General features: G+C 59.6%; 6 protein-coding genes. All 6 read left to right on the top strand.

The genetic code is table 11. The annotated features are described in order from the left end of the window. Positions 1–29 precede the first annotated feature (29 nt). The 6 genes from HDF15_RS21435 to HDF15_RS21410 all read left to right on the top strand — a co-directional run bounded on the left by HDF15_RS21435 (position 30) and on the right by HDF15_RS21410 (position 13,454). Positions 30–3,944 (top strand): hypothetical protein, encoded by a 3,915-nt coding sequence (locus tag HDF15_RS21435; protein WP_260331244.1) that lies wholly within the window; start codon positions 30–32, stop codon positions 3,942–3,944. 128 nt (positions 3,945–4,072) lie between these two features. Beyond that, complete coding sequence (locus tag HDF15_RS21430) at positions 4,073–4,816, top strand: hypothetical protein (protein WP_221314556.1); 744 nt, start codon at positions 4,073–4,075, stop codon at positions 4,814–4,816. 46 nt (positions 4,817–4,862) lie between these two features. Then, positions 4,863–6,755 (top strand): hypothetical protein, encoded by a 1,893-nt coding sequence (locus tag HDF15_RS21425; protein ID WP_184259317.1) that lies wholly within the window; start codon positions 4,863–4,865, stop codon positions 6,753–6,755. A 57-nt stretch (positions 6,756–6,812) separates the two neighbouring features. Continuing rightward, positions 6,813–11,012: a carboxypeptidase-like regulatory domain-containing protein gene (locus tag HDF15_RS21420; protein WP_260331242.1), complete on the top strand. Its 4,200-nt coding sequence runs from the start codon at positions 6,813–6,815 to the stop codon at positions 11,010–11,012. 16 nt (positions 11,013–11,028) lie between these two features. After that, complete coding sequence (locus HDF15_RS21415; protein WP_184259313.1) at positions 11,029–12,552, top strand: hypothetical protein; 1,524 nt, start codon at positions 11,029–11,031, stop codon at positions 12,550–12,552. Positions 12,553–12,725: 173 nt separating this feature from the next. Continuing rightward, positions 12,726–13,454: a hypothetical protein gene (locus HDF15_RS21410; protein WP_184259311.1), complete on the top strand. Its 729-nt coding sequence runs from the start codon at positions 12,726–12,728 to the stop codon at positions 13,452–13,454. Positions 13,455–13,475 lie beyond the last annotated feature (21 nt).

Raw genomic sequence — 13,475 nt, 5'->3', positions numbered from 1 at the left:
CATGCCGAAGGCGGCAGGATGGTCATGCGATGGGCCGTCTTTTCAGCGCACTGTGTATAACGGCCCTGGCAGCAGCTACTGCCGGCTGCAGCAGTGGCGGTGTCTCTTCTTCGGCGGCTGCCGCTGCGCCTATTGCGATGAGCACGGCCAGCGGAACAGCAGTGAAGACCAGCATCCTTGCCGTGGGTTCCGCTGTGAATTTCAGCATGATGCCGGTTGGAGACAAAAGCAGCGCAGGCGTCGATTGGATCGTGACCTGCGAGGGCAATCCCGTTACGGGCAGCATCAGTAATGGCGCATGCGGCACACTGGCTCCCGCCCATACGGCGGATGGTGCGGCTACGGTCTACACGGCTCCGTCCGTAGCGCCGATCGGAGGCGCCATTACTGTCACTGCGACAGTGACCAGCAACCCATCGCAGAGCAGCAGCGTGAGCCTCACCATCGTCGCGACGCCGATCAGTGTTGCGTTCACTGGTGCGGTGCCGGCTTCTCTGGAGATCAACGCAACCCACGTCTTCAACGCCGTGGTGACCAACGATCCGTTGGGTGCGGGCGTCACCTGGACGGCCACGTGCGGATCGAGTGCCTGCGGCTCGTTCAATCCAACATCATCGCTGGAATCCACAACCTATACGGCCCCCTCCGTCGTGCCGACGGGCGGCATCGTGACGATCACGGCTACCTCGCTGACCGACACGAGCAAATCGGCAAGCGCCAAAGTGCAGATCACTGCGCCGCCTCCGCCCGTTCCGGTCACGGTGAGCGTGTTGCAGTCGAACGTGTATTTGACAACCACCGGTTCAGCTCGCTCGACCCCCTTGACGTCGATCGTTGCCAACGATCCGGCTGCCGCCGGTGTCGACTGGTCTCTCAGTTGCGGTGCATCGAGTTGTGGATCATTTGGTGGATCGGCTAAGGCGCACACAGCGAGTGGGGCCTCCGTAAGTTATACGAGTCCTATCTCCATTCCGCCCAGCGGGACTGTCACCATTACGGCCGCATCCACGACGAATCCGGCGGTATCGGCGTCGATCACCGCGACATTCGTTACCACTGCACCGATTGTCGTCACGATGTCCTCCGCGCCACCGTCCGCGCTGACTACGGGAGCTCAAGCGACGCTCGCGGCTACGGTAGCTTCCGATCCGAAGAGCCTGGGTGTGAACTGGACGGCGAGTTGCGGCGGTACGAGCGGATGCGGCAGCTTCAATGTGTCTCCCGCGCACACGGCAAGCGCAGGGAAGATCATCTACACAGCCCCTGCCTCGGTTCCCACGGGCGGCCTGGTGACGATCACCGCGTCTTCGCCGGCATCCACGCCGTCGAATCCTGCTATCGCGATCACCATGGTGGTTGCTGCACCACCAACTCTCGCCTTCACGCAGGCGCCGCCGACGCCGATGATAGCTGCGTCCCAGGCTCCCGTCAGCGCCACGGTTACGAACGATGTTTCACCGGGAGGCGTCAACTGGTCCGTGCAGTGCAGCAGCACGGTCCCTGGCGGTTGTGGCTGGATCTCTCCTGCCCAGACGGCGAGCGGAGCGACGGCCGTCTACACCGCGCCACCCGCGCCGCCGGTCACGCTTCCTGCGCCGCCGGTCACGCAGCCTATCACGCCGCCGCCGCCTATCGCCTCGGTGACGATCGTCGCAACATCGGTCGCAGATCCGAGCGTGAGCCTTAGTTCAAGTTCCATCACGATCAATCCGTCGACAGTTCTTTCGGTCGGCTTCGTCCCTTCACTGCCTGCGCAGATCCAAACGAATGCGACTGTGAACCTCACCGCCGCAGTGGCCAATGATGCAATGAATGCCGGAGTGGACTGGCAGGTATGCGCGAGTGGCTGCGGTTTCTTCACGGTGAAGCCCGCGATCCCGGCGATTCCGGCTACAGCTACGACACCCTACGTGCCGGCAGTCCCGGCGGTGACGGCAACCAGCGTCCCGGCCTGGTCCAATGGCCTGTCGATTCCTTATACGGCACCATCCGATCCGCCGACATCAGGCGTGGTTGTAGTGGAGGCTCTGTCTCATGCGGACCGGACAACGGCGAACTCGGGAACCATCGCTATCATCACAAGCCCGACCGGGCCAGCGCTGAACGGCACAGTTCAGGCGGGAACGCTGCCGGTTGTGGGCGCCTCCGTCTTCCTGTATGCCGCCGGGACGAGCGGATATGCTTCGGCCTCTTCGCAGATTGCGGCAGCTACGACAGACAAAAACGGCAAGTTTACGGTGCCTGCCGGTTATACCTGCCCCTCTCCCATCAGCCAGATGTACCTGGTGGCGACCGGCGGCAAAGTTGGAACCAACGCCGCGAATCCGAATCTCTCCATGATGACGGCGCTGGGAAGCTGCAACGCGCTTGGTTCCAGCGCGGTTGTCGTCAACGAGGTCACGACCGTTGCTTCGGCATGGGCAACATCTCCCTTTGCAGCCAACGACGAACTCACCGGCAACAGCAGCTATCTCTATCTGGGCACGAGCAGCGGGAATCCCACCGGGCTGGCGAATGCGTTCGCCGCTGTGAACAACCTGGTCGATATCACAACCGGGCAGGCAAGATTCGTGGTTCCCGCTGCGAACGCAGCTGTCCCCTATGTGGAGATCGACACGCTCGCCGATGCCTTGAATGCCTGCACGGCAACCTCGGGCGGCGTGGAAGGTGACGGGAGTCCTTGCGGTGTATTGTTCACAGCGACGGATACGCTCCCAGCAGGAAAATTCAACGGGACCATTGCGCCATCCGACACACTGCAGGCTGCGTTCAACATTGCGCAGCACCCTGTGCCGGTGACCGTTAGTGCTGGCAGCAGCTACGCAGTGGACTCCACTCACCTCTTCGGTCTGGCGACTTTCAGCTCTCCTTTTCAGCCGATCCTCACGGCGCTGCCGGGTGACTGGTCAGTCTCGTTGAATTACACGAGCGGTGGAGGCCTTACTACCGCGAGCACGGTCGGCTCCTTCGCGGTCGATGCCAGCGGGAATCTTTGGATTACAGACACCACGGGCGGCAACGTCATTGAATGGAACGCCGTTGGTGCGGCACTCTCACCCTCCACCGGCTTTCCTGCGGGCGGCGGTCTGCTTGCGATTGATGCCGGCGGAAATGTATGGGTCTCCGGCAACAGCGTCCTGAGCGAACTGACGAACCTGGGAACCACCGTACTCGGAAGTCCCTTTAGTGGTGTGGCCGGCGGGGGCAGCGATATAGCCTTCGACGCCCAGGACAATCTGTGGATTGCCAACGGCGGAGGGGTGAACGAGTTCAACAATCTTGGCGTGGAGCTGTCACCCGCATCCGGGTTCACCAACAGCGGGAACTCCAGTATCACCGCCTTGGACATCGACAGTTCTAACAACGTGTGGATTGGAAATTCGATCAGCACCGCTCCCGGCATTCTTTCCGAGCTTACGAATCCGGGTGGAGAGTTAATTGTCAATAGCGGCGTCGCACCGACCGGGGAGGGAATAACGATTCTTCCGCAACTGGCTGCGGATGGTAAAGGCGATATTTGGGGCGTATCCGCCGTCGGTAACGGGGAAAGTTATGTCTGCGAAGCTCCACCCTACGGCGGGCTAGGAACAACCCTGACACCTACGTGCTACCAGGGGTTCAGTCAGCAAAGTAGTAGCTACGCACTGATTGGCACCAGCCAGCAGGGCCTTGCATTCGACGGTGCGGGAGGTCTATGGATCACCGGGCCGGGCGGGGGTGTATTTCTCCGCGATGCGATGGGAAATTACGCTGGCGCTGGCGTTTCTATCCCTGTCCCCAATGTCGTAAATGCCGGATCGTTGCGTGCTGCCGTGGATGGGGCGGGCAATGTGTGGGTGCTGCTCGCCAACAACATCGTCATTGAACACATCGGCACTGCCACACCGGTGGTGACACCCATCGCGTTGGGCATGAAGAACAACAAACTGGCGGCGAAGCCATGAGAAACGTCGTTGGATCGTTGCCGGCCCGTTCCTACCGAATATCTGAACAAGAGGAAGTGATGAAGATCCCTGTGCTCATGCTCAAGAGAATTTGTATTTCACAAAGCTTTCGGCCAGCAGCGCTTGCCTTGCTGTTAGCCAGTCTGGCAGCGGTATCGGGCTGCTCCTCCGGCAGCTCCGTATCCGACATTGTAGTCAAGCCGATTACCTTCACCGACGAGAACGGAACTCCCCTGAAGAGTCCTCCGGTGTCGCTCACGACCAGCCACGGTACGTATGTCGACGTGACATTGACGAACGATCCGCAGTTGCTGGGTGCGGACTGGAGCGCGTACTGCGGAAGCGCGCTGCCTCCAGGCGCTCCGCTGCCGCCGGGACAGACACAGGACCAATCGTGCGGCACCTTCACTCCAGCGCACACGATAAGCGGGCCTCTGCCCAGTTACGTAACCAGTGGCGCCGGCTATGTGGCGTTCTATACCGCGCCCCCCGCCACACCGAAGCTAGGGACGGTCACCCTCTATGCGATCTCGACCAGCGACCACAGCAAGTTCTCTAGCACCACGCTGACCATTGGCGGCCTTCCGATCTCGGTGGGATTCGCGCCTGCGCCGCTAGCCACATTGAGGGCAGGCACTACCACTCAGCTCAGAGTGGTGCTGAATAACGACGTGACAGATGCCGGGGTGAATTGGACTGTGATCTGCGGATCGAGCGACTGCGGCTCGTTCAATCCGGCCAAGACCACAAGCGCTGTGGATACGGTCTACACCGCTCCCGCAACGGTGCCGGAAGGCGACATTGTCAAGGTGACTGCCACCTCGATTGCCGACCCGACAAAGGCCGTCGTCGCCACGATCACGATCGATTGACAAAGATATTTCCGCACAGGACAAGACAGGACCAAGGGAGAAGAAAATGAACAGATTTAGACAGATGGTGGCCGGAGTGGTTCTAGCAACATGCGTCGTGGCGCAGGCACAGAGCGGTACGGATCAGCCGCCAGTCAAACCAGTCAGGACAAAGGTCGCGAAAACGAAGACGAAAGCACCGACGCAGGAAGAGATTCTGCTGGAGCAGTTGAACGAGAAGTTTCAAAAACTCGATCAGGTCAACAGCAAGTTGAACGACTTGGAGCAGAAGTACGAGGCTCTCCAGCAGCGCATGGCAGCGCGTGATGCCGAGTTGGAGCAGGCCCGCAAGGATGCCGCCGACGCCAAGCAGAAGCTCGAGGCCACTCAGGCTATTATCGGCACGGATGGCTCCACGGTTACGACGCTGCAGGGCGATGTGGCAACCCTGAAGACGACATCGAGTTCACTTTCAACGCAGGTTCAGGCGAGCCAGGAAGAGACGAAGAAGCTCGAAAATCCCGACATGATTCGCTTCATGGGAATCGGCCTCAAGCCGGGCGGCTTCCTCGCGGCTGAGACCGTCGACCGGCAACGTGCGATCGGCGGCGATGTGAACACCCAGTTCACCGGAATTCCGTTCGCCGGTACAACGGCAGGCGAGCTGTCCGAGTTCAACGCGAGCGGCAGGCAGTCGCGTATTTCGCTGTTGGCGGAAGGCAAGATCCCGGCCGCGACACTGCGCGGGTACTTCGAGGCGGATTTTCTGTCCGCTGGAACGACTTCGAACGACAACCAGAGCAACAGCTACCCGTTGCGTTTGCGCCAGGCATGGGCACAGGCCGAGCTGAACAACGGCTGGATTCTGACGGGCGGTCAGATGTGGTCGCTCGCCACCGAATACCGGCACGGTCTGGAGAACAACTCCGAAGCCATACCATTGACGGTCGACGCACAGTACAACGTCGGATTCACCTGGGAACGCCAGTACGGCTTTCGTGTCGTGAAGAGGCTGTCGAACAAGTTCTGGATCGGCGGAGCCGTCGAAGAGTCGCAGACGCTCAACATCGGCGGCCACAATCTTCCTACGATTGCTTATCAGCAGACAGGAAACGGTGGCGGGCTTTATAACTCCACGGCGAACTATAGCTTCAACGAAGCTCCGGACCTGATTGCCAAGGCCGCCTACGAAACCAACTGGGGACACTTCGAACTCTTTGGCATCAGCCGCTTCTTCCGTGATCGTGTCTATCCGAATGGCCCCGCTCCCGCCGGTGCGGCACAACCGGTTACGACCTCCGCGCTTGGCGCTTACACAACGAAGGCCGATGGCGGCGGCGTAGGCGCGAATGCGCGCGTGTGGCTGTTTGCCAAGAAGTTGGAGATTGATGGGCATATCCTCGCCGGGAACGGTATCGGCCGCTACAGCAGCGCGCAGTTGCCGGACGCTACAGCACATCCCGACGGCTCGCTCGAACTGCTCTCGGGTGGCTCGGCTCTGGGATCGGTCGAATGGCATGCAACGCCGCGTCTCGATCTGTACGGGTATTACGGCGGCGAATATGCCAAGCGTGCCTGGTACAACACCGGATATACCGTCACGACTGCCGGACCCACGCTGGGTCAGCCGATCCTGGGCGGCTATGGCGCGCCCACCAACAATGTCGCCGGCTGCTATGTCGAGGTGCTGCCCGTTACCTCGCCAAACGGCGGTGGCAATGTGGCTTCCGGCCCCTCCAACTGCAACGCGGATAACCGCAACATCCAGGAAGGAACCTTTGGCTACTGGTTCCGCTTCTATCGGGGTTCGCGCGGAACGCTGCAGCAGGGAATTCAGTACTCCTATGCCGAGCGCCGGACGTGGCAGGGAATCGGCAATCCCGCAGCCGGCTTGACCAACTCTCCAAAGGCCATTGACAACATGTGGTTCACATCGATTCGTTACTACCTTCCTAAATAAATGAAGACGGAGATGGGAACGGCAAAGCGAAAACAAGGACTAGGAGCCTTTCAGAAGATGTTTCGATCATTTCGATGGCTACTGCTCGCAGTGGCGCTGGTTCCAGTATTCAGCGCCCTGCGCCTTGCCGGACAGACTGCTACCGGGCGTTTTTCGGGGCAGGTTACCGATCCCGATGGAGCCGCGATTCCCGCGGCAACAATCCAGATCGTCAATCAGGAAACGCTGGTGAAGCGTGAGGCCAAAACAGACAGCACGGGTGCGTACACCGTTCCCGGGCTTCCTCCCGGACGCTATCAGCTCATCGTGGAGGCGCAGGGATTCAGCCGGAGATCGAGCCAGATTCTTTCTCTCGCTGCCGGACAGGCGATCGTCTTCAATGCTCAGATTGCAGTCAATGAGGTCAGTCAGGATGTAAATGTCAGTGCCGGGGCGCCCACCACGGTCGATACAGGCACGGCGTCCATGTCTACGACCTTGAACAGCAGCGAGGTCACCGGCTATGGATTGAACGGCCGCAACTTTCTGTCTCTCAGTGCACTCTCTCCCGGCGTCAGTAACCAGACGGGCCAGGACGAAGCCAAGGTCGGCGTATCCGGAAGCGCGAAGTTCAGCGTCAATGGCGGCCGCGTGGAATACAACACCTTCGAGGTGGACGGCAGCGATGTGCTCAACACCAGCATCAATACCAGCCGCGGACAAGGTGAGCCGCTGGTTGTCTATCCCAGCGTTGACTCCATTCAGGACATGAAGATCCTTACCGCCGACTACAGCGCGCTCTACGGCAAGAGCGCCTCGGGAAGCGTTCTGGTGACAACGAAATCGGGCACGGAGAACTTTCACGGCGTCGCCTACGGTTTCCTGCGCAATGAGATGTTCAATGCCAGAAACTACTTCGATCAACCGAATGCAGAACCTCAGGGTTTCCAGGGCAAGTCCGTCTATCGCACGCCACTCTATCGGAGGCTTGACTTCGGCGGCACCATCGGCGGCCCTATCTATATCCCTGGCGTTTACAACACCGGCAAGACGAGGACCTTCTTCTTCTTCTCCGAAGAGATTCGCCGCGAAAAGACCCCGGTCGATTACAACCAGGCTGTGCCCACCATGGCCGAGCGGGCCGGGAACTTCTTCGACCTATGCCCGACGCCGGTTCCAGGAGGGTCCGGAACGTTCAGCCCGTCACAATTTCCCGATTGCCCGCAGGCAGGAGTATCCAACTCCACCTCCTTCAACAGTACTGCGGGCGCAACCTATAACGCCGGCCTGCAGGTGCCGGTGGATTACACGAGTGCGGCGATTCTCAACTCCGGGCTGATTCCCGCGCCCAACTCGGCCAGTGGCTGCAATTCGACCAATGCCTCGCCGCTGTTTCACTGCTTCGTCGCCGCTGTTTCGCCGCCGACCCACTGGCGGGAGGAGTTGTTTCGCATCGACCACAATCTGACGGAGCGCGAACGTCTGTCGTTTCGCTACGTGCACGATAGCTGGGATACAGTGACGCTCGCTCCGCAGTGGGGAATCGTCCAGAACAGCTTTCCTACGGTCGAAAACCGGTTCAACGGTCCCGGACTGGACATGGTTGTTCTTCTGGCACAGACCTTGCCGCATGGAATCATCAACCTTGTGTCGGCAGGTTACGAGGTCGAACACATCTCCCTCGCTCCGCAGCCGGGAGTCGGTGTCTCGTCTCTCAGCAGGCCGGATTCTTTGACCGATCCAGCCTCGCAGGGAGGAATGCCAATCAAGGGTACGATGTGCTCTGTCTTTTCAGCGCCAAATGCAGCCTTTAATCCTGCGTCCGTGACCGAGTGCCCCATGGGGTACATCTTCAACAATGGGTACGGCGGGGGCAAGCTACCGGGACTGGTCTTTCAGGGAACCAACGGAGCGTACGGGGGACATGGCTTTGCCGTGGATACGGGTTACGCACCGTGGGCCCAGGACAATCCCACCTTTACCATTCGCGATGACGCCAGCATGATCGTCGGAAAGCATACCTTGCAGTGGGGATTCTGGGGCTCGTATGTGCAGCAGAACGAGCTGAGCGCTGTTACCGGCGCCAACTCCGGCGACCTGCAGGGACTACTCACCTTCAGCAATCAGCAATCGACCCACACCTCGGGCAATGCCTTCGTGGACTTTCTGGCCGGCTCAGGCTTCTTGCCGAATCCTAACGCGAACGGAGCCGTAACCAATCCCCAAGGGGCCATCAAGAGCTACACGCAGGACAGCGGGCAGGGGGAGTATCACAACCGCTACAAGACAGCCGATCTCTATCTGCAGGACGACTGGCGGATACTCCCTCACCTGACAATCAACGCCGGCTTCCGGGCCAGCCTCTTCGGCGCCTGGTATAACCCCAACGGTACGGCCTACAACTGGCGGCCCGAGGCCTTCAGTCAATCCCTTGGTTCGTCCATCTATATCGACCCGAACCAGGGAAACCTGGTGTCCAAGACCAGCGGCAAAGCAATTTCCCTGAGCCAAACCGGCCCCTACACTCTCGGCTCGCTCGATCCTGCGATCGTGAACGGACTGGTGCGGTGCGGCGCCAGCCCTGTGCCTGATAGCTGCATGTCCAATAAACTGTTCCATCCCTCGCCGCGCGTAGGCTTTTCCTGGGATCCCTGGGGTGACGGCAAGACCGCTATCCACGGCGGCTATGGCCTCTTCTGGGAGCACGGGACCGGCTACGAAGCCAATGTCGGCTCGCTGATCGGCAGCGCGCCCCTGGTTCTGAGCGAAACCCAGTCGAATATTCAGAGCCAAACCAGTCCTTCCGATGCCTACAACCTTATTGGGGGCTACTGCCAGCCAGGCACGACACAGTGCGGGAACAGTACAGGGACGGGTTCTACCTTCCCCTTGAACGTAACTTCGATCCCCACAAAGGCCGTGTACTCCTATACCCAGCAATGGAGCCTGAGCATTCAGCGCGAAGTGCACAAGGGGATGATCGGACAGATCGCCTACGTCGGCACTAAGGGCACGCACCTGACGGCAGTGAGCGATCTCAATCAGTTGCAGCCGCTCAGCAAAGGGTTGAATCCCTTTGGGCCGGGGCAGCCCGTCACTGCCGGTGTCTGCTCCAGCGGAGCCCAGAATGGCGCCTTTTCTGCAGCGGGTGTGAATACTGCTTCCAATGGTGGCGGCATCACCATTCCGAGTTCTGCTGCCATCGGCCCCAACGATCCGGGCTACGCGAATGCGTTCATTGCCTGTACCGGTAATCCGGGATTCGCAAAAGGTGCTACAAACAGCTTTACAAAGCTTGGCGTAAGCGCCGATGCCCTGCGGCCGTATCTCGGCTTCAGCAATATCATCGCGGTGCAGAACAGCGCCGACTCCGAGTACGATGCCTTTCAGGCCACGCTCCGCCAGACGACCGGGCCGCTGACTGTCGGTATCGCCTATACCTACAGCCACTCCCTGGACGACTCCTCCGACCGTGCCTCGGCCAACTTCGCCAACTCTCTCGACATTCACTCCAACCACGCCACCTCGGACTTCGACCAGCGGCAACTGCTGAACGTCAGCTATATCTACGATCTTCCGCTGCTGCGCCTGCTCCACGGCTTCACGCACCTGGTAGGCAATGGCGACGATTCGGACGATGAGGCTACTCCTGTCGCCGCAGCTCCCAACGCACCGGACTTCTCGCCCGTTATGAAGACGGTGCTGGGAGACTGGCAGATCAGCGGCATCACCACCTACTCGACCGGAACGCCCTTCAGCGTCATCAACGGGGGTGGCGGAGACGGCACCGGCGCGGCGGACAATGCCGGCGTAGGCGACGGGCTGGGGATCGGGTCCTATCCGGATGTGATCGGCAAAGCGCGCGTAGGCAAGCCGTTTGTTGCGCAGAACTCCAATAATGTGGGGCCGCTGCTGCTGAACCCGGGCGCCTTCGCCGCGCCGCGCGGTCTAACCTTCGGCGACGCCGGACGCAACTCCCTGAACAATCCTTCGCGCATCAACTTCAACGTCTCGCTGTTCAAACACTTCAAGCCGACGAAGCGCCTGGATATCGAGTTTCGCGCCGAAGCCTTCAACGTCTTCAATCACACCCAGTTCCGCATCACCGACCCCAGCCATCCGGGCAATACCGGCAACAACGTCATCAACTGTTACGGCAGCCAGACCGAACTCTACTCCGCGGGCGCCTCCGGCTGCCTCGCCGGGAACTCCTTCCTGCATCCGGTGGACGCGCACGATCCGCGCATCCTGCAGTTCGGCCTGAAGGGCAGCTTCTAGCAAAGAGGAAATCGTTATGCAGTGTTTCGAATCTCAATCCGGACAATTCATGCGGGTGGCAGCTTGCCTGGGGACAGTTCTGTTTCTCGGCTGGCTTGCCGGATGCAGCTCAAGCCCGATTCCGGCCACGCAGGCCGCCGCACCAGCACCCGCACCAAGCGTGCAAACCTACTTTGCACCGTATGTTTTTGGATCGAGCGCTGGGCAGTCTCCTCTGACTTATACCCTTGACGATGTGGGGTTGGCGTTCTCGCAGACAACCTACCAGCCTCAGACCCAGCCCGGCCCTCAGGTTCTCAATGCCGGTAGTTTTACGATCAGCCAGCGCGGTCTGCGAACCTTGGGTATTACAGCTACGTACAACGAAATCATCAACAACGGCACCCCTTCGTATGAAGGTACGGCTTACAACCCATCTAAGCCTGGCAGCTTCGCGGTGGAACTCGCCGGTCAGGCCGGGGGGCTGGTGCAGTTGGTCGGGCAGCCGGTCCAGCCTCTCGTCGCCGCCACGCAATGCCCGAGTTTCTCCTCCGCGCAGACCTACCAGTTCGTCACCATCCCGTCTACGGAGAGCAAGCAACTCTTGACCGGCCTACCCGGCCAACCACCCATTTATCAGCCGCTGAACATCTGGAACCCAGCAACCGATACCGCCTATGGCAGCGTAGATGTCGTCTCCAGCGGCAGTACCGTCACTTTTCAGAACATCCAGCAATACAGACTTCCTTCTGAAGTCGCTGCCGATGGAAAGGGAACGTCGCCGGCACAATCCCCCTCCTCTTCGGTACCGGTACCGGGAGCTTGTGGGCCCACGTTCTTTGGCAATATCACCAACGTCCCTGGGCAGTTGGTCATCACCGATCCCGGAGGACAAGACGAATCGAATCCGCCGCAGGCAGTGGTGGGCATCGGTTCGACCGGCCTTCTGGTCGAAGATAACGGCCACACTGGGCAGGGCTTTCTTCCCCATACAGCTCCTGCCCTTCAATACAACAATGTTCTCGGCGCGGGCACCGGCGCAGTCGGTCTGCCCAAGCCGTCCAGCCCGCTGGACACCAGTACAGTCGTCGGCAAGCAGTATCTTGGCTTCATCTATGAAGCCGGAAACAACGACCAGGGTGTGACCTGGTCCTCGAATCTCGCCTCGTTCGGCTTCCCCAGCGTGCCCACCGGGTCCACCGGTTGTCCGTCCGTGGACGCTGACGCCTCCAGCTCTACCCTGATCTATGGCGGAGACTTCCCCGTGAACCTGACAACGGGGCTCCCTGACCCCGGCTCCGACAATCACCAAAACCCCAACTATCCGTATGGGAACAACGACTTCGTCATCGACCTCGGCCCGCAGGACACTTCGAATAACGGCTTATATCGCCAGGCCAAGGTCTGTGTCGGCAAAATGTATCCGGGCAATTCAACCGGCGCCGCGTATCCCTTCCAGGCCGTGGCCATCGCCGGACAACTGGGTAGCCAATATGCCATCTTCCTTATCGGACTGGATTCCACCCAGCCCTGGGCCATCTACCTGCTGCAGTCGAATTGAAACAGGACTCGTGACATCTCAATGGCGTAAACTTCCTAGCAGTGGGCATGCTTGAGCGAGATGGTGTATAGCCGTCTGCACTTAAGTTCAATCGCTTCCAAGGGCCAGTAATTGAGCAAGGTGTTTCTGCTTCAAGCTGCTACACCTAGAGAGGCACATCATTGAGCAGACCGATGAGGGCACTCGCAGAGCAGGTTCTCCCCAGGTGGGTTTTTGAACGCATCAGAGCCATCCGATCACGGCAATGGCAGGTATCGTTCCTCCGCCATTCAGGCCTACTCACTCAAGTGAAGAAACATATTGCCTGCAAGGGGCTCAAGGTTCTGGACGGTCCATTTGCAGGTATGACCTATCCTCCAGATTCTGCCCTTATTCGATGGTGTGTCCCCAAACTTGTCGGCAGCTACGAGAAGGAACTCCACCCCTTTCTTTTTCAAGCCGGGATGAAGGGTTATGACTGCGTGATCGACATCGGGAGTGCGGAGGGCTACTACGCTTGCGGGCTAGCCAGGATGCTTAACATTCCGGTGCATGCCTACGACCCGGAGCCTAAAGAGAAGGCCTTTACGATCTCTATGGCCAAGCTTAACAACGTTGCCCACCTGGTGAAGGCTGGAAACCTGTTCACACCCAGCGACATGAAGGAGTTTTCTTTGCAAAGGGTGCTTGTGGTGTGCGACTGCGAGGGATTTGAAGAGACTCTCTTCACTCCGACGACCCTGGAATTGACGAGGCGGTGGGATCTGTTGATTGAACTGCACGGATCAGCCGAACAGGTACTCCCTGCGCTCCAGTGGCCACATAAGACACAGGTCATTCCCATTCAGAACAGGAAAGGGGAAGAAGATGAATACCGCCCCGGCAGGCAGAGCTTTCTTGTTTGCGAGGCCATGGATTCATAAGTTTTGAGGGCACTTCGCAAG

Source organism: Granulicella mallensis (assembly GCF_014203225.1).
Lineage (GTDB): Bacteria > Acidobacteriota > Terriglobia > Terriglobales > Acidobacteriaceae > Granulicella > Granulicella mallensis_A.
The sequence above is the reverse complement of the archived record's forward strand: the minus strand, read 5'-3'. Positions and strand labels throughout refer to the sequence as shown.